Origin of the sequence: Chitinophaga eiseniae, assembly GCF_900167135.1 — a bacterium.
Lineage (GTDB): Bacteria > Bacteroidota > Bacteroidia > Chitinophagales > Chitinophagaceae > Chitinophaga > Chitinophaga eiseniae.
Map to the genome: position 1 here is coordinate 1,065,460 of NZ_FUWZ01000003.1, position 21,957 is coordinate 1,087,416.

16 protein-coding genes are annotated in these 21,957 nt (G+C 51.2%); 10 read left to right on the forward strand and 6 right to left on the reverse strand.

Annotated features, from left to right (window positions below):
- Nucleotides 1–111: 111 nt before the first annotated feature.
- Nucleotides 112–762, reverse strand: a complete 651-nt coding sequence (locus B5D63_RS23470) for a hypothetical protein (protein WP_078671265.1) — start codon at nucleotides 760–762, stop codon at nucleotides 112–114.
- Between the two features lie 139 nt (nucleotides 763–901).
- Here B5D63_RS23470 and B5D63_RS23475 point away from each other — a divergent pair, with 139 nt between their 5' ends.
- On the forward strand, nucleotides 902–1,318 hold the full coding sequence (locus tag B5D63_RS23475; protein WP_078671266.1) for a winged helix-turn-helix transcriptional regulator: 417 nt from the start codon (nucleotides 902–904) through the stop codon (nucleotides 1,316–1,318).
- Here B5D63_RS23475 and B5D63_RS23480 read toward each other — a convergent pair.
- A complete protein-coding gene (locus B5D63_RS23480; RefSeq protein ID WP_078671267.1) occupies nucleotides 1,257–3,632 on the reverse strand; it encodes an ABC transporter permease in 2,376 nt (791 codons plus the stop codon). The genes B5D63_RS23475 and B5D63_RS23480 overlap by 62 nt on opposite strands.
- A 196-nt stretch (nucleotides 3,633–3,828) precedes the next feature.
- Between B5D63_RS23480 and B5D63_RS23485 the strand changes: the two genes are divergently transcribed.
- Entirely contained in the window at nucleotides 3,829–5,028 is a 1,200-nt protein-coding gene (locus B5D63_RS23485) for a S41 family peptidase (RefSeq protein ID WP_078671268.1), read from the forward strand.
- 8 nt (nucleotides 5,029–5,036) lie between these two features.
- Here B5D63_RS23485 and B5D63_RS23490 read toward each other — a convergent pair whose 3' ends face one another.
- Nucleotides 5,037–5,525: a GNAT family N-acetyltransferase gene (locus B5D63_RS23490; protein WP_078671269.1), complete on the reverse strand. Its 489-nt coding sequence runs from the start codon at nucleotides 5,523–5,525 to the stop codon at nucleotides 5,037–5,039.
- A gap of 80 nt (nucleotides 5,526–5,605) precedes the next feature.
- Nucleotides 5,606–8,020 carry an ABC transporter permease gene (locus tag B5D63_RS23495; RefSeq protein WP_078671371.1) on the reverse strand — a complete coding sequence of 805 codons (2,415 nt, stop codon included), beginning with the start codon at nucleotides 8,018–8,020 and terminating at the stop codon, nucleotides 5,606–5,608.
- 125 nt (nucleotides 8,021–8,145) lie between these two features.
- Between B5D63_RS23495 and B5D63_RS23500 the strand changes: the two genes are divergently transcribed.
- On the forward strand, nucleotides 8,146–8,916 hold the full coding sequence (locus B5D63_RS23500; protein WP_078671270.1) for an AraC family transcriptional regulator: 771 nt from the start codon (nucleotides 8,146–8,148) through the stop codon (nucleotides 8,914–8,916).
- Nucleotides 8,917–9,036: 120 nt separating this feature from the next.
- On the forward strand, nucleotides 9,037–9,876 hold the full coding sequence (locus B5D63_RS23505; protein WP_078671271.1) for a hypothetical protein: 840 nt from the start codon (nucleotides 9,037–9,039) through the stop codon (nucleotides 9,874–9,876).
- Nucleotides 9,877–9,886: 10 nt separating this feature from the next.
- Here the strand turns inward: B5D63_RS23505 and B5D63_RS23510 are convergent, their stop codons facing one another.
- A complete protein-coding gene (locus tag B5D63_RS23510) occupies nucleotides 9,887–10,486 on the reverse strand; it encodes a DUF4974 domain-containing protein (protein ID WP_078671272.1) in 600 nt (199 codons plus the stop codon).
- A gap of 741 nt (nucleotides 10,487–11,227) precedes the next feature.
- On the opposite strand from B5D63_RS23510, the gene B5D63_RS23515 reads away from it, so the two are divergent.
- The 6 genes from B5D63_RS23515 (at nucleotide 11,228) to bioA (ending at nucleotide 21,302) form a co-directional block, all read left to right on the forward strand.
- Nucleotides 11,228–11,899 (forward strand): response regulator transcription factor, encoded by a 672-nt coding sequence (locus tag B5D63_RS23515; RefSeq protein ID WP_078671273.1) that lies wholly within the window; start codon nucleotides 11,228–11,230, stop codon nucleotides 11,897–11,899.
- A 15-nt stretch (nucleotides 11,900–11,914) separates the two neighbouring features.
- Nucleotides 11,915–13,177, forward strand: coding sequence for a sensor histidine kinase (locus tag B5D63_RS23520; protein ID WP_078671274.1), 1,263 nt, complete (start codon nucleotides 11,915–11,917; stop codon nucleotides 13,175–13,177).
- Between the two features lie 71 nt (nucleotides 13,178–13,248).
- A complete protein-coding gene (locus B5D63_RS23525; RefSeq protein WP_078671275.1) occupies nucleotides 13,249–15,237 on the forward strand; it encodes a TonB-dependent receptor plug domain-containing protein in 1,989 nt (662 codons plus the stop codon).
- A 58-nt stretch (nucleotides 15,238–15,295) separates the two neighbouring features.
- On the forward strand, nucleotides 15,296–17,245 hold the full coding sequence (locus tag B5D63_RS23530) for an LTA synthase family protein (protein ID WP_078671276.1): 1,950 nt from the start codon (nucleotides 15,296–15,298) through the stop codon (nucleotides 17,243–17,245).
- A gap of 184 nt (nucleotides 17,246–17,429) precedes the next feature.
- On the forward strand, nucleotides 17,430–19,928 hold the full coding sequence (locus B5D63_RS23535; protein ID WP_078671277.1) for an ATP-binding protein: 2,499 nt from the start codon (nucleotides 17,430–17,432) through the stop codon (nucleotides 19,926–19,928).
- 18 nt (nucleotides 19,929–19,946) lie between these two features.
- A complete protein-coding gene (gene bioA / locus B5D63_RS23540) occupies nucleotides 19,947–21,302 on the forward strand; it encodes an adenosylmethionine--8-amino-7-oxononanoate transaminase (protein ID WP_078671278.1) in 1,356 nt (451 codons plus the stop codon).
- Between the two features lie 72 nt (nucleotides 21,303–21,374).
- On the opposite strand, the gene B5D63_RS23545 is transcribed toward bioA, so the two are convergent.
- A complete protein-coding gene (locus B5D63_RS23545) occupies nucleotides 21,375–21,869 on the reverse strand; it encodes a DUF2911 domain-containing protein (RefSeq protein WP_078671279.1) in 495 nt (164 codons plus the stop codon).
- Between the last annotated feature and the right edge of the window lie 88 nt (nucleotides 21,870–21,957).

Consider the following 21,957-nt stretch of genomic DNA (forward strand, 5'->3'; position numbering starts at 1 on the left):
CGTCCATAGTGAAGAATGTTTGTTGACAGGACAAAAATACTACAGCCTGCGCTGGCAGGCTGTTAGAGAGGCTTTAGAAAAATATTAGAAATTCATTAGAACGGGCAGTCGCTATTTTCTCACCAGTTTGGTGATCACATCATGATTATAGTTGATCACCGAAGGAAAGCCTTCCACTGAACTGGTTTTGGAAAAGGAAATGCGTGATTTTAATACCAGGGTATCTCCTTTCCAGCTCAGTTTGGAAGCAATCGGCTGTCCGGTCATGGAACCCTCCATGCCGGGAAAGGAAGCCGTGGCCCCCTGTGAATAGAGGGAGTCATTGGCTTTCAGTTCGTAAGCCGCTTTACTTTCAGAAGGCGGCATGGTCATACGCCATGGCGCGTCCTGTGATGCCACCAGCTCACCGTTGATATAAGTGGCGCTGTTCACTTTTGTATCAATGGTATAACTGATCTCTTTAGATATCATCATACGCTCATCGAAGGTAACAGTACCTTTATTTTCTATGCTGATATAATCCGTGTTGGTAACTCCTTTTAACGTATTACCTTCCATATCGGTAGCCGATGTGACCGACTGCCCCTTCAGCTCCACACCCGCAAATTTCCAGGTGCCCGTCAGTTTATTACCGGACGGACCAGGATTAGTGCCCGGCGGGGTCACAGTAGGGTCCGGATCAGGGCCTGCCATAGGTCCTTTGGTACAGGAGGCAAACAACAAAGCGGCACATGCTGCCAGGAATAGATAGGTACGGGTCATTGGGTATTTGGTTTGAACAGATAATACGGCAAATTTAACACATATTACTAATAACCCATATTATTTCAGGGGGACAGAAATCTCACAGCGGGAAGATCGCTTATGTTTACTTTTACAAACATTCATTCATTTTATTATCATGAAAGCAGCTGTCAACCGGCACCCCGGGTGTGATTACAAGGGCAAGACAAGAGGCCTGAACGATGCCATGGAACTTCTTCAGGGCAAATGGAAAGTATTGATCATCGCGGTCCTGTGCTGCCGTGGGCGGAAACGATTCACCGAACTGCAGCAGGAAGTGGAAGGCATCAGCGCCAGGATGCTGACACGCGAGTTACAGGTGCTCGAACTGAATCAGCTGGTACAGCGGACGGTCTGTTCCACCAAACCGGTGACGGTGCAGTATGAGATCACCCCTTACGGTAAAACCCTGGAGCAGATTGTCATGCAGCTGATGGACTGGGGCCTGGGGCACCGCCGCCGTATTATGTCGGCTACATTGTCTGTAAGCTCTTTACCGGATTCCTCACCGCTGTGCGCACAGCCTGATAACTGACGGTGGCCAGTGCAATCACAATTGCCATGCCTCCCGCCAGGATGAACACCCACCAGTGAATAGCGGTACGGTAGCTGAACTGATCGAGCCAGTAAGCCATAATGCCCCATGCCAGCGGAAATGCGATCACTGCGGATAACAGTACCAGCTTCAGGAACTCCACGGACAACAGCCGCGCAATGCCCGCTACACTGGCGCCAAGCACCTTACGGATTCCGATTTCTTTAGTCCTGCGCTCGGCGGTATAAGCGGCCAACCCGAATAATCCCAGGCAGGAAATAATGATAGCCAGCGAAGCAAATACCCTCGATAATCTGCCTATCAACTGCTCGCTGCTGAACATGGCGTTAAACTGCTCGTCCACAAAGCGGAAAGCAAACGGATAACCGGGATTGTCCCTCGCCATCACCTTCGCTATTCCTTTCACGGCTTGCTCCGGATCGGCTGCAGCAGAGATCCTGATATACATCACCCTGGGATCATTGTCGCGCTTGAAAAACGCCACGGGGTCCGGCTTGCCGTATATGTTCCCGTATACATAATCTTTTACGATACCTACGATCCGGTAAGGACGATAGTTATTTTGTTCATCGTCCGGTATCAGCAGGTTCCGGCCGACACCTCCCTCAGCTCCCATTAAGCGGGAGAGCGATTCGGTGATCACTACGCTGAAACTGTCCACCGCGGCCCCGGACAGGAAATCGCGCCCCTGTGTCAGCTCCATGCCGGAGGTAGCAAAGAACCCAGGCGTCACGCTCCTGTTGGAGATCAGGAAACCACTTTCCGGTGATCCGGGCCAGCGGAAAGCATTGGTATTGTTACCGCCGTAAATAGTAGCATGGTCGGAGAGTGCCACATTTTCTATCAATCCCGTATTCAGCAGGTCCTGGCGAATAGCGGCAAAGTCCTGTCCCATTCTGCCGGTGACGTCCATTTCCAGCAGGTTGTCTTTGTTATAGCCCAGCTTCCGGTGCTTCACATGTTCTATCTGCTGATAGATGATGATGGTGGACACAATCAGCACAATAGACACCGTAAACTGTACCGTCACCAGTCCTTTGCGGATAAAGGCAGCACTGCCACCGGGCGTTTTGATGCCTTTCAGCACCTTCACCGGGTTAAAGGACGAGAGATACAGGGAAGGATAACTACCGGCTACCAATCCGGTCACCAGGGCGATAGCCAGCAACGCCATCCAGTGTGCCGGATGCTGCAGCCCCGGTTCGATCTGTTTGCCTACCATGGCGTTAAATGCCGGCAACAGGAGACTGATGATCACCACCGCCATAACAGCAGCCATCAAAGACATCAGCATCGCCTCACCGATAAACTGTATTACCAGCCGGCCTTTTCCGGCGCCTAATACTTTACGCACCCCCACTTCTTTGGAGCGTTTTTCACTGCGCGCCGTCGCCAGGTTCATAAAATTAATACAGGCAATAAAAATGATGATCCATCCTATCACGGTAAACAGCCGTACATAGCCGATCCGGCCACCGGTCTGCTTTCCATCCGCAAATTCATTCCGCAGCCGCCAGTCATTCATGGAAAACAGAAATGGCGAAGAGATGGCTTTCGGGAATTTCTCTTTTACATAACCCGCCAGCTGCCGGTTCAGTGCCGCCACATCTGTGCCTGGCACCAGTTCCACGAAATTATTGACCGCATTATTATCCCAGGACATCAGCGCTTTGTGCGCATTAAGGTAAGTCTGAAAAGGCGCCAGCCACTCAAAACGAAGGGTGGAGTTCTGTGGCAGGTCTTTCAATACGCCTGTTACCATGTATTCCTGCTGGTTGTCCATCTTCAGCAACTTACCCCGCAGATTGGTCGTCTGCCCGAAGAATTTACGTGCAGCCGTTTCCGTTATTACCAGCGAATTAGGCTGTGTAAAAGCAGTTTGGGCATCTCCTTCCACAAAAGGAAAGGTGAACATGCTGAACAGCGTGCTGTCGGCATACATCCCGGGGCTATAATAAGCCGTCTGACCATTGTTGAACATGGCCGACACCGCTCCTTCCGTAGTCCGGCAGGTGCGGGCCACACCGGAAAATTCCGCCTGAATGGCCGGGCCCATCAATGCCGGGGTAGACCAGAAAGTACGTTTATAACCATCGTACTGCCAATGTTGTAAAATGGCATATAACCGGTCTTTCTTTTCATGCATACTGTCGTATTGCACTTCGTCTTCCACCCACAGGAAGATAATACCGGCACAGGCAATGCCTGTCATCAGCCCGAAAATATTCAGGAAGCTGTATACTTTGTTTTTCCACAAGCTACGGACAGCGGTCCGGATATAGTTGGTAATCATACTAACCAGTTTTCCAATCGGATGCCAACAATCAATATATTAATATTCAATAATATACATATTACACAATGTAAAAAATGTCCGTTTTTGAGACAGATTTTGTTCAATTGCGGATATAAAAGCAGTAACGCCGCCGGCTGTACGTTTTTTTAAAGTTTCCTTAATTCACACCTTTTTAACAATCACTGTTTTTATATTGAAAATAAAAAATGGTCCCTGCCAACCCCTGCTGTCCCTGGCCCTCTTTACGATTCAGCCCGTGCCCGCCGACACCCCGTCGCGTTATCCCGCCGCCACTGTTATTCAGCTGATAGATACCCTTTCCAAAAAGCTGGACGAAAGTCATCCGGGATATTACCGTTACCGCTCCAAAAGCACGGCACAACGTTATACCGATTCACTGAAAGCCACCATTACGGCAGATTCACTGACCACACTGGAAATCTACCGCAAGGTAAAACCTTTTGTTTACTCGATCGGCTGCCTGCACACCGGGCTACAGCTACCACCGGCTTTCGTATCACAACTGGACAGCCATTCAAATTTACTGCCCTTACAACTATTATTCGACGACAGGCAGGCGACGATCACAAAAAATTATTCGGCAGACAGCAGCCTGCTGCCCGGTACTGTTGTCACGGCTATTAACGGTAAAAGTATTCAGGACTTGCTGGCGGTCCTGCTACCCGCCATTCCGGCGGACGGCTATAATCAAACGATGAAATACAAAGCGCTGTACCATCAGTTCCCCACCTGGTACCGCTCCATGATCGGGCCTTCCAGCGCTTTTACGCTGACGCTGGCCGATGGCCGCGCGGTCTCCATACCGGCCGCCCGGTTTGGGGAACTGGCGCGTCCCGGCTTTCTGAAGGTACCTGTCCCGGAAGAAACGCTCAGTTTTACCCTCCGGGGAAAAACAGCCATTCTCACCATCCGTTCGTTCGCCACATCGGATATCAAAAGAACAGGGCAACAATTCAGAAAATATATCGATCGGGTATTTCTTCAATTGCAGCGGCAGGGTATTCAACAATTGATCGTAGACCTTCGCGGCAATACCGGCGGTACAGACGGCAACGCTGTCTATTTCACGCGGCATTTTTTTACACAACCTTTCCGTTATTGGGACAGGATAGAAAAGGCAATTTTCATTGGGGAAGAAACCGGCGGTGGTTACCAGGGTAATACCAGCGGCATGATGCCGGTCGTTGCCCTGCCGCCTGTTTCGTTGTTACTGACGGTACCGCTTCAGGAATATTTTAATGCAGTAGATACAGCGCTTCAACGGGGCCATGGCACGCCGCCGGATTATGTCGTACTGTTAACGGCAGCCGCTGTCATAAACGGCGCCGACCAGCCCATGGAGCTGGCGCTCAGGCTGGCCGGTGCTAAGTAATGTTGTCTTCACTGTGCAAGATAAGTAGGATCATCTCTAAGGTCCATCCGCATTTCTACCAGGTGTTTTTTGAAGCCAGTTTTCTCGTATGCCTTTACTGCCGCTTCATTGTCGGCGTACACATCGAGGCGCAGTTCCAGTACATCCTGCAGATAGGCCCATTCTTTCAGAAAAGCCACGATTTTTGCGTTGATGCCCTGGCCTCGAAAAGCAGGGTCTACATACATGAAGCCGAGATATCCCTGTTTATCATGTTTGAGGTAGGGCCTGGATGCCGGTTCAATACGGCAGTAGCCGGAACCCACAAGCCGGTTGCCTGCCACAGCCACGGCTACCTCTACATGGTCGGCCGCTATCATCTGTGCAACGTCGTAATAATGAATGGTCCCGTCCTGTAATGTAGGATCGTATGGCCTTTCCTCCGAAATAATGCCCTGCTCGAAGGTAAGCAGCAAGGGCAGGTCTTCCTTTACTGCCTTTCTTACGGTGATTTCCATATACGCTGATTGGATTTTTTTAACAGATAAACATTCACTTACATCATCGTAAATGTCGGACTTTATCTGTTGCAACCCAACTATTCAGACCGCAAACTATGCGCCGGGTTCAACAGCGCAGCGCGGATACTCTGGAAGCTCACCGTCAGGAAAGCAATCAGCAGCACAAGCACAAACGGAAGAGCGAACAGCCACCAATACAGCTCTGTCCGGAAAGCATATCCTTTCAGCCATTGGGTAACGCTGAACCAGGCCACCGGCGTGGCAATACCAAAAGCGATCACGATCAGCAAGGCAAATTCACGGTACAGCAACTGCACAATTTCCGGGACGGAAGCTCCCAGTATTTTGCGGATACTGATTTCTTTGGTACGCTGCACAATGGTGAAAGACGCCAGCCCGAACAAGCCGAGACAGGCCACCAGGATGGCCAGCGCGGTGAAGATGCCGAACACCTTTCCAAACCGCTGGTCGGCCTTGTATTGCTCGTCAAAATGTTCATCCAGGAAAAAATACTCGAAAGGATTGGCCGGGAAAAAAGTATTCCAGTTCCGCTGTACCGCGGCAAGGGTGGCATTGACATTATCCGGCGATACGCCGACGGAAATATATCCCCTCACATCAGGCCGCAGGCGGAGAATGAGGGATTCATAGGCATCATGCAGCGATTGCTGGTGAAAATCTTCCACCACACCGGCAATTCTCAGGGTGTCTCCCCAGAAGAAGATAAGTTTGCCGACGGCGAGTTCCGGATTATCAAATCCCAGCCTGCGGATACCGGTCCTGTTGAAAATTACCGCTCCCTCTGCCCCATCCATACCAAAGTCACGGTCGAAATTACGGCCTGCCACCAGCTTCAGATGATAAGCAGGTACAAAATCATAGTCAACGTTGATGGCGCGGAACTGCTTGCCCTCAGTCTGGTGCTGCTCTATCAGGCGTATGCCGCCGACGTTCAGGGGGGAGGCTTCACCTGGCACAATGGAAGATACCGTTACGCTATGGATATTGCTTTCCCGCATCAGTTGCTCTTTGAAAGCCTGTGTTTGCCGCATCCTGGTAGAGTCAGTGTAAATGATCGGTGGTTTAATCACCAGTGTCTGCGCAATGTTGATGCCCAGCTGCTGCGAACGCATAAATTGTATCTGCTTAAAAACGGTGAGCATGCCCACCAGCAAAAACAGGGAAGCGGCGAACTGCACCACCACCAGTGATTTGCGCAGCGTGCTGCCCTGGCGCGAAGAGATCGCCTTGCCTTTCAGCACCACCACCGGTTTAAAACGGGAAAGCACAAACGCAGGATATAGGCCTGACAGGAAAGATCCGGTAATGAACAGCGCCATTAATACGGTCCAGAAAAGCCGGTCATACAACAACGAAAAAGAAAGCTGTTGCCCTGTTACACTATTAAAAAGCGGGATAGAAAAAACCACGAGGAACAGCGCCATTACGACCGCCATCCCGTTCAGCATGACCGATTCGATCATGAACTGCGCCACCAGTTGTGATCTGCGGGAGCCGATCGCTTTGCGCACGCCCACTTCCACCGCCCTGTTGATAGCCCGCGCGGTAGCGAGATTAATATAGTTGATCCAGGCGATGCCGATAATAAACAAGGCAATGCCCATCAATAAATAAACCGTATTACCCTGGCCGTTAGTCTCCGCTTCCAGCATCAGATGGGAATACAGATGGATGTCTTTCAACGGCTGGAGAAAATATTTTGTAGTGAACTCTTTGGGCACGTCCACGTAGTATCTGCTCACCAGCGCAGGGAACTTCGCCTCCAGTTTGCGGGGATCGGCATCCGGGCGGAGCAGCAGATAGGTCAGACAACCGTCCCACTGCCATCCTGTTTCAGGATCGTCCGGCTTTACCATATCCTGGTAACTGGCATAGGAATACATGGCATCGGCCTTCAGGTGGGTGTTGGACGGCATGTCTTTGTATACGCCTGTCACCTTAAAAATACGATGGTGATTCTGGCGGATGATTTTACCGATAGGATCTTCTTTCCCAAACAGTTTACGGGCAATGCTTTCTGAAAGCACGACGGTATTGGGCGCCGCCAGCGCCGTGGCAGGGTCGCCGGTGACAAGCGGTGTGGAAAACACTTTAAAATAAGCGCTGCTGGCCCAATACACAGAGGATACTTTTACACTCCGTTGCTCGTTGTCCAGCAACACCTCCTGCTGTTTGACCAGTTTTACATAATCCTCTATTTCAGGAAAAGCTTCCTTAAAATGATTGCCTATCGCAAATGCGCCGGCGGCCCAGTTTGTCTGCAGTTGTCCTTTTTCATACCGCTCCTGCCGTACCCGGTAAATACGGTCTCCTTTCTCGTGCGATTGTTCATAACTCAGTTCAAACGCTACATATTGCAGGATCAGCAGGGAGGCGGCGATACCGATGGCCAGCCCCGTAATGTTGATAACAGAAAACACCTTGTTGCGACTGATATTCCGCCAGGCTATCTTGATATAATTTTTCAGCATATGAAAGAAATTGCCACCGGCAGGCTGCAATAAATCTGCCACCACCGGAAAGCCTTATCCGGTGCGGCACTACATCAGGTACGCCGGCCGTAAATGTTTCATTATCGTACACCTCCCGTCCGATAATGGACGTTTCTTTTTACCTTTATGACATGTACCGGCAATATAAACCACATCCGCTACTGGAGCCATATATAGACGCTTACTGGACCGTTGCTTCCGTGGCAGGACCGGCGGCCGTAAGCCGCATCCTGCCGGATGGCTGTGTGGATATTATCTGCAATCTCGGTGATGCCGCTGTCAGCGATGCCGGCACACCGCAACAACAGCTGCTGGCGCCGGAAAAAGCGTATCTGATCGGTACCATGACCCGCTATTCAGACTCCTGTCAGCCTGGTATAGCGCGCCTGACCGGCATCCGTTTCAAGCCCGCCGCATTCAATTCCTTTTACCGCCTGCCTTTACAGGACACTGCCGACGAATGCATCGAATTCGGGCAGGAGCTTGTGACTTTGCTGCAGGCTGCCGGGGATCATTTTGTTCCCGCGCTGGATAAATACCTGCTGGAACGCATCACCCACGCCTCCCGCGACATGCTGCCCGTGATAGAGACCATCCGCCGGCACCAGGGCGTTATCCGGATCGGCGACCTGGCCCGCGCTCATTTCCTGACGCCCCGCCAATTGGAACGGCAGTTTCTCAAACATACCGGCGTTACCCCCAAAGCATTCGCCAATATCATCCGCTACCAGGCCGTACACCGGCATATCCGGAAAAATCCCGGCAGCAGCCTGCTGCAGATCGCTTTCGACTACGGCTACTACGACCATGCCCATCTGACCAACGATATCCGGAAATACACCGGTAAAGTCCCCTCCATCATCATGGAAAAATAACGGGCGGGAGGAAAATAAAAAAATCTGAAAATAATTGTCCGTGTTTAGAAGTGGTTAACAAATGCCAATTGGATTATCTGTAATCTTGCAGCATGGTTCATCGCTAAAAAAACGGAGGATATGCCAGGGCTACCTTATTTCACGAAAGACGGCGACATATGGATGTTTCATCAGCCGGCTGTAATGGCCGCCTATCACGGCGAGCTGCTATACGCCATGGACATGATGCAGGCTAGACCGCTGGCCGCAGAGAGGATTTTCCGCAAAATCATCCACGCCTGTGGCCACAGCCATATCGATGCCCTGCTATCACTGGCTGTTATCCTCAACAGGAGCGGCCGCCATATAGAAGGGAACGCGCTTATACACAGGGCGCACCTGATCTGCATGGAAGCGCTGCCGGCGGATTTTCAGCCGGGCAGGGACCATGTCTACTGGCACCTGCTGGAAAACCGGCCCTTTCTGCGCGCCATCCAGGCGGTTGTTCCCGAGTACATGAAGGAAAAACAATATGAGCGGGCGCTGCAAAAGATCAGTTTTCTGCTGAAGATCAACCCGCAGGACGACACCGGCGCGACCTCCCTGCTGCCCGCCTGCTACATGCACCTCGGCCGTTATGAAGCTTACCTGCAATGGTATCAGCAACAACCCGCCGAAAGCCATACTCTGGAAAATACGTTTTTCTCGTTCCTGGCCCTTTATAAACTGGGACTGGCGCCACAGGCCAAAGCACGTTTCCTGGAAGCCCGCCTGGCATGGCCCCATATGGCGGATGAACTGCTCAAATCCAGCCATCAGTTTCCGGCAGATGAGTTTACCGGGTACCGGCAGGAGATACCGCCCGGCAGCAGACAGGAAGCCTTCGTTTGCTGGCTGGCCTCCAGGGAGTTATGGCAAAGGGAAAAGGGATTAAAGAAGTTTATACGCGCTGCCATCGGAGCCCCCGCAGGCCTCCCCTGATACCCGGGCATTAATGTGAGGCGCGGATATGAAGCGTAGACCCCTTGAAATAATAATCCACCGCACTGCTGTATTTCACCACGCTCATAAAGGCGTCCAGCGACTGGCAAGGGTCCATACAACCCGTGAACCGGCGCAACGACATCTCCGGCTCATCGAAAATTACCTTGATCGCAAAACGTTTGTCAATCATCCCCCGGATCTCATTCAGGGAAGCATCGTGAAAAGTATATACCCCGTCCTTCATTTTAGCGCCACCAGCGGCCTCCATCCCATACGGGCCCCGCAATGCCGCCCCCGCCCTTTCATTCAGGGCCAGCTGACGGATCACCTCTTTCTCATGCCTGCTTTGCCACCATCCGCTCAGACATAATCCCGCCAGGATGATGCTGATACAAATGCCGGGCACAGTGTAGTTATACGATTTAGCCTCGTCGCCCTGCACTAACTCGTCCTCTACCGCCAGCCATCCGGCGCCGGCATCCGTAATATCTCTTTTTGGGTCAAGCTTACCTTCCTTCATCAAACGCCGGTATTCCCGGGCTACCCTCCGCGCATTGGGTACCTGGTTCATCAGGTCAAACAGCTCTTTGGTTTCTTTGTTGCTCAAGGTTAAGTGTTTTTGAGTATCAAAACATCAGTGGTACCCGTACAGGCGTACCGGTTATCATCAGGTATAGTATAAAATGCAGACAATACGGGCCTGCCGGATACGCGGCACTAAACCCCATAAACATCATACGGATAGTTCATGATAAGGGTTGTCATAGTAAGGGAAATCCATTTGTCAAATTATTTCCGGATAATCCTGCCGGAAATTTATATGCTACATGATCGTTGTGACTTATCACCTGTTTATCAGGCACTTAGTTATTGCTGGTTCCCAGGCCCCCTTTGTAACACGTCGCCGTCCAGGGCCAGTCTTATCTTATGCGCCAGTACCATATCGATTAATTGCGTTCGTCTACACATCTGTAATATGGCTTTGTAGATATAAACGATAAATAATACCATCCGGATTTAACTTTGACAGGCATGATGACCACTGATTTCCGTGATGCCCTTTTTTTTATCTCTGCCGCTATACCATATATACATCCTACCATACATCAGTGACTACTTTAAAGTAACCGCATCATCACAACAAAAACACAAAACATGTTAATTTAAAATATCAAAATGTATAAATATTAATTTATTACACATAAATAAAATAACAAATACATCAAAACAAATCGACAATAATCATGACTATCACCGTTAGAATTAATTCCTACTTTTGCCTTATTGCCTTTCAACAGGCGACGGGCCACTACCTTAGCGGCTATTTTTCCAACAGTTATTTTACAGAATGAAAGTGCTGATCATAGAAGATGAACCTTCGTTACGCAACAGTATCCGCGAGTACCTGGAACACCAGGGCTTTATCTGTGAAGTGGCAGCAGACTTCCGCGCGGCAATAGACAAAGTAACCGATCATGAATATGACTGCATCGTAGCTGACATCGGCCTGCCATTCGGCAGCGGCCTGGATGTGGTGCATGAACTGAAAACACTGAAATCCAGGGCCGGTATCATCATCATCTCCGCTAAAGACTCCCTCGAAGATAAACTCAGCGGGCTCGAACTCGGCGCTGACGACTACCTCACCAAACCATTCCACCTTTCGGAACTGAATGCCCGCATCAACGCCCTGCTGCGACGCAAAAATTTTGATGGCAACACCCACATCAGTTTCTCCGAAATCACAGTCATACCCGCTTCCAAAGCAGTACTCGTACACGATAACGCTATTACGCTCACCGGCAAGGAATACCAGCTGCTCCTCTATTTCATCGCCAATCAACACCGTGTGGTCACCAAATCAGCCCTCGCCGGACATCTATGGGGCGACGCCTACGATCAGGCGGGCTCGTATGATTTTATCTATACCCACATCAAAAACCTCCGCAAAAAAATGCTGGAAGCAGGCGGAGAAGACTATATTAAAACCGTTTACGGCACGGGATACCGTTTTGGCTAAACCAGCATACGATACATGAAACTTCTTACCAAAACCACTTTGTACTTTATTATTCTCATGCTGCCGGTGTTTGCTGCCGGCGCCTTCTACCTGTTCCACCAATTCAACAAAGAAATTAAACACGAAACGGATGAGGAGCTGGTCAATGACCACCTGGAATGGCTGCGTTATCTCGATACCGCCAGTGTTAACAATCCTATCTTCCGCTTTCAAACCCAGGAATTCCGGCTCATCCCCACCCATCAACCGGTACAACAAAAATTTAAGCTCAAAGGCGTTGCCCTCTATCAGGAAACCGAAGACACATACGCTCCTTTCCGGGAACTATCGCAGGTAATCAACCTGCATGGCCAGCATTACCAGATGATACTGCGCAAATCCATGATAGAAAAAGATGACCTGCTGAAAAATATCATCACCGTAATGCTGCTCGCCTTCGGTGGACTGCTCCTCTTCGTAGTGCTCTCCAACTGGTTCATCAGCCGGCAGATATGGCGCCCCTTCTACCGCTCACTGGACAAGATACAGCAGCTGCAGCTCAACAAAATGGAGACGCTGCGCTTTGCTCCTGCGTCCACCTACGAATTCAACCAGCTCAATAAAACGCTGAATCAGATGACCCACCGTATCCATCAGGATTATATCAACATAAAAGAGCTGACAGAAGACGCCGCCCACGAAATGCAAACGCCCCTCGCCATTGCACAAAGCAAGCTGGAACTGCTGCTGCAGGATGAAAACCTTTCAGGAGAACAACTGAAAAATATTGGTCAGGCCGGCGAGGAGCTGCAACGCCTATCCCGCCTTCATCACAACCTCCTGCTGCTCGCCAAAATAGAAAATCAGCAATTCCCCGTTACCCTGCAGACAGACCTCTGCCAGGTGCTCACCCAATACCTTTCCCTGTTTGAAGAACTGGTGCACGAAAAAGAACTGACCATAGAAACCTCCCTTGTACCTGTCGCCCGGTGGCCGTTACATCCCGCGCTGGCCGACATCCTGATCAGTAACCTGCTCGGCAATGCCATTAAATACAACTACCCCGGTGGCCGCATCCACCTATCCCTCACTGATAAAACCTTCCGTATCGCCAACACCAGCCACCTGCCGGAAATACCGCCCGCAAACGTATTTCAGCGGTTCCGGAAAAACAACCCGGTTTATACCAACTCCAACGGGCTGGGGCTCGCTATCGTCAAAAAAATAGGCGACTCCTATGCTATTCACATCACCTATCAATACCTCGATAATCTCCATATTTTCACCGCCTCCCGCTAGTACAGATTTGCACCAGATTCTCTTTTTTTCTTTGTACCGGAAAAAGAATCTATCATCAAAGTTGTACCTCCATGCGAACACTTATTATAACAGGCGCTTTATGTATCACCCTTGCCTCCGCTTCCGCACAACAGCGTATAGACGCTCCCGTTAAAGACACCCTTCACAGGGACACCACGCACGAGCCAGCTGTCAGTAAAATAGCTGATTTGAATGAGGTCGTTATTTCCTCCACCAGAAATAATAGCCGCATCGCCGATCTTCCCATGAAAGTGGAAATACTGGGCCGCGAAGAAATGACGGAAGAAAGCGGCATCAAACCCGGCAACGTGGCCAGCATCCTCGGCGATCTCTCTGTGATACATATACAGAACACTTCGGCCGTCAACGGCAACAATGCTATCCGTATGCAGGGACTGGATGGAAAATACACGCAACTGCTGCGCGATGGCGTACCGGTATACGAAGGTCTCAGCGGCAGCTTCGGCGTGCTGGCTATCCCTCCGCTGGACCTGAAACAGGTAGAGGTCATCAAAGGCTCCGTATCCACACTGTACGGTGGCGGCGCCATCGCCGGTATGATCAACTTCGTGTCCAAAACACCGGGGCAAAAGCCGGAACTGACCATCCTCGCCAATCGCAGCACGCTGAAAGAAACCAACGGCAACCTCTGGTATGCACAACGTTATGGCAAAACGGGTCTTACGCTCTTTGCCGGCGTTACCACGCAAAACCCGGTAGATGTGAACGATGACGGTTTTAGCGATGTGCCCCGCGTACGGCAATACCTGCTGCACCCCCGTTTCTTCTGGTATCCTAATGCCAACACAACACTGGTGGCAGGTTACACCGGCACCATCGAAAAAAGGGAAGGGGGTGATATGCAGGCATTTGACGGGAGACCGGCTAACAGCCACCCCTATACGGAAAGCAATAACAGCGGGCGCCATAGCGCCGACTTACAGCTGACCCTGAAAAATACGGGCGGCGGCACCATTACGGTCAAAGGCGTCGCCAGCTTCTTCCACCTCGAAAATATAGCCGGCGGGTTCCCGCTCAACGGCCGGCAGACTAATACCTATCTGGAAGCAGCTTATAACAAAAAGAAAGGCCGGCATGACTGGGTAATAGGTCTCAACAATACCGGCGAAATATACCGCCGCGCCAATGGCGACAGCACTCTGCTGGGTAATTACACCTACAACACGATGGGCGCCTTCGCACAGGATGGTTATCATTTCTCCGACAAAGTAATGGCCGAAGCCGGCGTCCGTGCCGATTATCACAGCGTATTTGGCTGGTATGTGCTGCCGCGGCTGGCTTTCGTGTACAAACCCATTGAAAGCCTCAGCCTGAGGCTCAGCGGCGGCACCGGTTACAAATCGCCCGCCATCTTCTCTGCGCAAACGCAAACCATTGGCTATCGCAACCTGCTGCCACTGGCCGCCAGCCTCCGGTCCGAAAAAAGCGAAGGCATCAACTTCGATGGCAACTACCAAACCACATTCGGACAGGTAGACGTGACGCTGAACCAGGCGCTGTACTACACCCATATCACAAACCCCATCCTGCCGGTCACCAGCGCTGATAAAGTAATGCTGGTCAATCAGCCATATGCCGTTAACAGTCTGGGTACCGATACGTATGTACGCCTTGAGCTGGACCATATAGAACTATATCTTGGCTACAATCACACGGTGTCTGAATATACCGACGACGCCTCTACAAGGATGGCCTTTGCACCACAGGACAAGTTCGCCGCCACCCTGGCCTACGCAATAGAAGAGAAGTGGCGTTTTGGCATCGAAAACAGCTGGATAGGCAACCAATATCTGGAAAACAACCAGAAAGCGCCCAATTACTGGTTCTGGGCAGCCATGATATCCCGTAAACTGGGAGAACATGTGACGCTGGTGCTGAACGGCGAAAACATTTTCGACGCCCGTCAGGGAAAACACGCGCCACTGTTCACCGGTTCCATCAGCACCCCCCGGTTCGCACCGCTGTGGGGCCCTATAGACGGCCGTACCATCAACCTGTCGGTTAAATTCGATCTGTAACAATTTCTGCTTTTTCTTTCGGGGAACGGTGTACCTTTGCGGCCACATTTATACAGCCATGAAATCTGTCCAAAATCGGTACGCCGTTCTCTTCGGCTTTGCCGGCCTGTTCCTCGTACTGTCCTTTTTAGTACGTACCGCGTTAATCATCTGGGCCTTCCCGCAAGCGGGACTTTCCCTTACCGGTATCCTTTCCGCCTATGCAAAAGGCTTCGTGTTCGACGTCGGCGTCGCCCTCTTCTTCACCATCGCCTATGCCCTGTACCTGCTGCTATTGCCGCAAAAGCTCAACAACAGCCTCCTTAACCGCGCATTCACCTACACCGGTTTTTTCCTGGCGCTGATGATCGTGATCTTCTCTTTCTTCGCTGAGTTCACCTTCTGGGGCGAGTACGCCGGCCGGTTTGACTTTATCGCAGTAGACTATCTCATCTACACCTATGAGGTGATCAGCAACATCAACCAGTCATACCCGCTGCCTTTATTGATCGGCGGTGTACTGCTGGCCACTGCGCTGCTCACCTGGTGGTGCAGCCGCCGGGGGATGTTCCGCAACAGCTTCCAGTCCCGCACCCCCTTCTCCAAAAGGATAGCGATATTTATCCTGCTGCTGGGCGGGCTGCTGATACATGTTTTCCTGGTCAGCAACACCTGGGCGGAGAAAAGCAAAAACCGTTACCAGCAGGAGCTGTCCAAAGCGGGCATCTACTCTTTTGTTTCCGCCTATCTCAACAATGAACTGGCATACGACAAATACTACCTGCTGGAAGATGACAACAAGGCCTTTACCACCGTGCGCCAGCAGCTGCAGTCACCCGATGCACAGTACCTTGGCAACGGGCACAGCATCTACCGCAGCATTACCGACACCCTCGCGCCGGTAAAGCCAAACATCATCATGGTCACCATCGAAAGCTTCAGCGCCGATTTCATGACCCGCTTCGGTAACAAGGGAAATATCACACCGGTACTCGACAGCATCGCACAAAACGGTATCCTCTTCACCAACATGTACGCCACCGGCACCCGCACGGTGAGAGGCATGGAAGCCCTCACGCTCGCCGTACCGCCTACACCCGGTCAGAGTATTGTACGCCGCCGCAACAACGAAAACCTGTTCTCCGCCGCCACCATCTTCCGCAAAAACGGCTACGAAGCCACTTTCTTTTATGGAGGCGACGGGTATTTCGATAACATGAACAAATTCTTCGGCAACAACGGCTACGATATCACCGACCGCCTGCGGCATCGCCTGGTAGATGATCAGCTGGCAGCAAAACGGACCAACATCCCCGACAGTGCCGTGCAGTTTGAAAATGCCTGGGGCGTCTGCGATGAAGACATCTACAAAGCCGCTATCAAAAGCGCCGATGAAAAATATGCCGCGGGCAAACCTTTCTACGACTTTATCATGACCACCTCCAACCACCGCCCCTTTACCTATCCCGTTGGTAAAATTGATATCCCCTCCGGCACCAGCCGCGAAGGCGCCGTTAAATACACCGACTATGCCATCGGCCAGTTCCTGAAAACCATCCAGGATAAACCGTGGTATAAAAACACGGTCATCATTTTTGTGGCCGACCACTGCGCCAGCAGCGCCGGGAAGAACGAGATAGAAGTGAGCAAATACCACATCCCCTGTATCTTCTTCAATGTGCCCGGCGCCGCGGCACAGGAAATACCGGTCATGTGTTCCCAGATCGACATCTACCCTACCCTGCTGAAAATGTTGCACTGGTCCTACAACACCAACTTCTATGGTAAAAATGTGCTCGACAGCAGCTATCAGCCCCGTGCGATGGTAAGCACCTACCAGAAACTGGCTTACCTCGAAACAGGTAAAATGGTGATTCTCAGTCCTCAGCAAAAAGCGCAGTGCTTTTCCTGGAACCCTGCCCAAAATGAAGAGCAGCCAGCCCCTATGGACAGCACCCTGCTGTCTCACAGCGTAGCGCATTATCAGACCGCCTACTCCCTGTTTAAAAACAACGGTATGCGGAAATAATAAGATATCTATCTGATGTTTTTTTGTATATTTAAGGAGGGGATTGCCGGAGGCAATCCCCTCTCCCGTTCCATAACCGTTCGCCAGCTTGAGAAACCATTTTGTAACAATATAAATCAATCGCATACAGCCTTTGCCAGGCGTATGCCGTGAATGTGCCCAAACCCTCTAAACCTGATTACGCATGCTGGTGAATCCCTTTTCTGGCAATAGTTCCAGGAGCCTTCCCTTAGCAGATGGTATTGATGACCATACCGGTTTTCCCCAACAGAAAGCACTCGATATTATCACCGCCCTGCATACCAGCTTTGCAGACAACAAACCGGCACAGGTGTGCCAGGAACTGCTGCTCGAACTGATCAGTCTCACCGGCAGCGAAGGTGGCTTTATGGGCGCCATGGAAAAGGATTATTATCATCAGCCTTATCTCGAAGTACAGGCCATCATCAATATCCACTGGCACGCCAACGTACAACAATACTTCGGCTCCCGTCTCGAACGCGGACAGCATTTTACCAATATGGATACCCTCTTCGGTAAAGTACTGCTGGAAGGCAAGCCGGTGCTCAGCAACCATCCAGACAAAGATGAATCCCGCTACCCGGCGGTATTCCGCACTTTTCTCGGCATACCGGTCTGCCACCATGGGGAAACCATCGGCATGATCGGGCTGGTCAACAAACCCGGCGGATACCACTCCACGCTTATTCCGCTGTTGCAGCCCATCGCACTGACATATGGCACCTTGTTGCACGCCTACCGTACCCGCTCCAGCCGGGAGAGCCTTGAAATGACGAACCAGCAGCTGGTCGCAGAATTGCACGCCCTCACCTCTTCCCTCGATGATATTGTCTTTGAGCTGGACGAAAACCTGGTGTTTACCCGTGTGTGGTGCAACCAGCAACACCTGCTGTTTTTTCCGGAACATGAAATATTAGGTAAACCCATGGTGGACCTCGTGGGAGAACATGCCAACGCGTTCCGGCAACTGGCCGATACCTTGCTGCGCACCGGCGATCCACAATATTATGAGTACGCCGACATCCGCCAGGAGATGCCATACTGGTATGCCGTGAAGATGCGTACCATGCCCGCCAGCGACAGTTCGCCCCGCCGATTGCTAATGTTTGTACAGAACATCACCCAGCGTAAAAGAAATGAACTGGAACTGCGGCAAGTCAACGCAGACTATGCCCGGAATATCCAGATACTCGATATCACCCAACAGATGGCGCTTATCGGCGGCTGGGAATTTAACCTCGTCACCGGACAGGTATTCTGGACCAGGCAGGTGTATAACCTGCGCGAGCTGCCGGAAAACTTCACCGCTATCTTTAACGACCTGGTATTCTATCACCCGGAAGATAAACACCTGCTGGAAGAAGCACAGATACAACTGCTCCGCCACCATCAGCCTTATTGCATCGACCTTCGGCATATCTCCGCCAAAGGCACTGTCAAATGGGTGCGTACCACAGGGATTCCCGTTTTCAACCATGACAAGGTCACCGCTTTCAGGGGCATCATCATGGACATCGACAAACAGAAAAAAGCGGACATAGAACTGGAAAATGCCGCCAGGAGCCGGAGCGAATTCCTGTCTGTCATGAGCCATGAAATAAGAACGCCGCTCAATGCTATCATCGGGATTGCCGGTACACTGCAGGACCAGCCGACAGCGACGCACCAGGAACTGTTGCAGAACCTGCACTTCTCCGCCAATCACCTGCTGGGCCTCGTCAACGATATCCTCGACCTGAGTAAAATTGAAGCCGGAAAAGTAGAACTGGAACATATCCCGTTCAATCTCCATGAACTGATACAGGGCATCAGCGGCAACTACCAGCCACTGGCCGCCGCCAAGGGATTACAAATGCATTCCTACACCGATGCAGGCATTCCGGGGCTGGTACAGGGAGACCCGGTAAGGCTCGGACAGATTCTCAACAACCTCGTCAACAATGCCGTGAAGTTCACCAACGAAGGATATGTGGACCTCGAACTGCACGTTGAAAATACCAGCGGTAACTTTGTCACCATCTGCTTTAAAATAACAGATACCGGTATTGGTATCCCGCCTCATTTACAGGACAGCATCTTCGATACTTTTGTTCAGGGCGATTCCGCCACCACCAGGGAATACGGTGGTACCGGCCTTGGGCTGGCCATCACCCGGAAACTGGTGGAACTGATGAACAGCAGGATCACGGTAGAAAGCCTGCAGCAACAGGGTACCACCTTCCGGTTCTCCGTTACCTTCCAGGTGCCCGCCACCCAGGCCATGCCTGCACGGGAAGGGAATATCGATCCGGCGAATATGCTGACCGGTATGCAGATGCTGGTGGTGGAAGACAATAAAATCAACCGGCAGGTAATGCAGCTGCAACTCAATAAAACCGGGGCCGCCGTTACCCTGGCGATCAACGGGAAAGAAGCCATTGCCAAAATGCAGGAACAGACGTTCGATGGTATCATGCTCGACCTGCACATGCCCGAGATGAACGGCTATGAAACCATTCCATGGATACGCCGCCTTCAGCCCAACGCTTTTATCCTGGTGCTCACCGCCGATATTATGCCCGAAGCCACCGAAAAACTGCGACAGCTGGAAGTTAGAGACATGCTTCCCAAACCTTACAAGGCAGAAGAGCTGTACCGGGTGTTGTACAGGTATAAAAAATGAATTACCTACATTTGCCCCATGTCAACAATTAAAGGAAACCTGTCTGCCAGAGACCTCGAAGTCATCTGGCACCCATATACCCAGATGCAGACCGCTCCTGCTCCTATCGGTATTGTTCGCGGCGAAGGCGCCTGTTTGTATGATGAAGATAACAACGCCTATATAGACGCCACCTCCAGCTGGTGGGTCAACATTCACGGTCATGCGCATCCGCACATCGCGCAGCAGCTGGCAGCGCAGGCGCTACAGCTGCAACACTGCATCTTCGCCGGTTACACGCATCCTCCGGCGGTGAATCTCGCGGAACGGCTGCTGCAGGTACTCCCTGCCAATCAACGCCGCGTGTTCTATTCCGACAACGGTTCCACCGCTGTGGAAGTAGCCATTAAAATGGCGCTGCAATACTGGCACAACAAAGGACAACAACGCCACAAAATCATCGCTTTTAAAAACGCCTATCACGGCGATACCTTCGGCGCTATGAGCGTCAGCGGACGCAGCGTATTCACCCGCGTGTTCGATAATTTCCTCTTTGAAGTACATTTCCTGGATGTGCCCACCCCCGATAATGCCGCGGAGATCATTGCTTCCATAGCGGCGCAACAGCCGGACCAGATTGCAGCATTTATCTTTGAACCGCTGCTGCAGGGTTCGGGTGGCATGGTAATGTATGACAGGGACGGCTTCGAACAGCTCCTGCAATACTGCCGGCAACAGCAAATCCTGCTGATCGCCGATGAGGTGATGACCGGCTTCGGCAGAACAGGCAAGAACTTCGCCATGGAATATATGCAGACGGATGCAGATATGATCTGCCTCTCCAAAGGACTTACCGGCGGCAGCATGGCGCTGGGCATCACCACCTGTACCGGCGATATTTATGACGCGTTCCTTTCCAACGATAAACTGAAAACGCTGTTCCACGGACATTCCTTCACCGCCAATCCGCTGGCTTGCACCGTGGCCCTGGCCAGCCTCGACCTTTTTACCGACCCGGCCTGTGCGGTCAACCGGCAACGGATACACGACAATCACCGGCAGTTCCTGGAAGAACTGCGGCAGATGAGCGTCGTTAAAAATGCACGCCTCCTGGGAACGGTCCTCGCCTTTGAACTGGTGACAGACAACGCTGACGGGTATACGAATCAGCTGGCGGACCATCTTCACCGCTTCTTCCGGGCTAAGCGGATCATGCTCCGCCCGTTGGGCAATACGCTGTACATCCTTCCCCCTTATTGTATCACAGACGAGCAGCTGGCGGCTGTTTACGAAAGCATCCGCGAACTTGTCTCGCAAAGTTTTATAAGAGAGCAAAGAAGCAAAGAGAATAAAGAAAAGAAAGAAAGCAGAGGTGCGAAGATCAACAAATATTGATCTTCGCACCTCTGCTTTCTTTAGTAAAAAAATCTTAGCGCGCTTTGCTCTCTTACAGAGCTTTGCGAGCAATTACTTAACAGGTACAGATACTTTCGTATCATCCCATTCAAACACCACCGCATTGGCCGGCAGTGTGAAAGTCAGTTTTTCTACCGGCGCCTTCAGTGTTTCGCGGGGTACCTTCACGGATACTACGTCCTGGCCTTTTACCTTATCATAATCGTAGGCGCCCCATTGTCCCAGCTTACCGTTCAGTATAACGGTCCAGGTTTTGGGATCAGGAATGGAAAAGAGCGTGTAGGTACCTGCTTTTACCGGTTTACCACCAAATACCACGTCTTTTTTGAAGGTGATTTCCGTCGCTTCGTCAGCGCCGGTACGCCACACTTTGCCAAAAGGCTCGAGGGTACCGAAGATCACCCTTCCTTTTTTGGAGGGCTGGCCATACACCACTTTAATGTCTTTATTTTCTACGTTTACATGTGGGCTTTTCCTGGCTTTTTCCTGGGCAAAACCGAGCGTGGTGGCCATACAGAAGAAAGCAGCCAATAAAAGGTGTTTCATTGCAGATGTAGTTTTTTTTGTTGAGGAATGAGGTAATGACAACAATTTAGAACTATTCAACTGCTCCACCTTTAAATATTGGATAAAT

What these genes read in the sequence shown, in the direction of transcription:
- B5D63_RS23535 (WP_078671277.1), top strand. Translation starts at nt 17,430, where the DNA reads ATGCTGGTGAATCCCTTTTCTGGCAATAGTTCCAGGAGCCTTCCCTTA.
- B5D63_RS23480 (WP_078671267.1), bottom strand. Translation starts at nt 3,632, where the DNA reads ATGATTACCAACTATATCCGGACCGCTGTCCGTAGCTTGTGGAAAAAC.
- B5D63_RS23500 (WP_078671270.1), top strand. Translation starts at nt 8,146, where the DNA reads ATGGACGTTTCTTTTTACCTTTATGACATGTACCGGCAATATAAACCA.
- B5D63_RS23545 (WP_078671279.1), bottom strand. Translation starts at nt 21,869, where the DNA reads ATGAAACACCTTTTATTGGCTGCTTTCTTCTGTATGGCCACCACGCTC.
- B5D63_RS23490 (WP_078671269.1), bottom strand. Translation starts at nt 5,525, where the DNA reads ATGGAAATCACCGTAAGAAAGGCAGTAAAGGAAGACCTGCCCTTGCTG.
- B5D63_RS23525 (WP_078671275.1), top strand. Translation starts at nt 13,249, where the DNA reads ATGCGAACACTTATTATAACAGGCGCTTTATGTATCACCCTTGCCTCC.
- B5D63_RS23505 (WP_078671271.1), top strand. Translation starts at nt 9,037, where the DNA reads ATGCCAGGGCTACCTTATTTCACGAAAGACGGCGACATATGGATGTTT.
- B5D63_RS23495 (WP_078671371.1), bottom strand. Translation starts at nt 8,020, where the DNA reads ATGCTGAAAAATTATATCAAGATAGCCTGGCGGAATATCAGTCGCAAC.
- B5D63_RS23475 (WP_078671266.1), top strand. Translation starts at nt 902, where the DNA reads ATGAAAGCAGCTGTCAACCGGCACCCCGGGTGTGATTACAAGGGCAAG.
- B5D63_RS23520 (WP_078671274.1), top strand. Translation starts at nt 11,915, where the DNA reads ATGAAACTTCTTACCAAAACCACTTTGTACTTTATTATTCTCATGCTG.
- bioA (WP_078671278.1), top strand. Translation starts at nt 19,947, where the DNA reads ATGTCAACAATTAAAGGAAACCTGTCTGCCAGAGACCTCGAAGTCATC.
- B5D63_RS23470 (WP_078671265.1), bottom strand. Translation starts at nt 762, where the DNA reads ATGACCCGTACCTATCTATTCCTGGCAGCATGTGCCGCTTTGTTGTTT.
- B5D63_RS23530 (WP_078671276.1), top strand. Translation starts at nt 15,296, where the DNA reads ATGAAATCTGTCCAAAATCGGTACGCCGTTCTCTTCGGCTTTGCCGGC.
- B5D63_RS23515 (WP_078671273.1), top strand. Translation starts at nt 11,228, where the DNA reads ATGAAAGTGCTGATCATAGAAGATGAACCTTCGTTACGCAACAGTATC.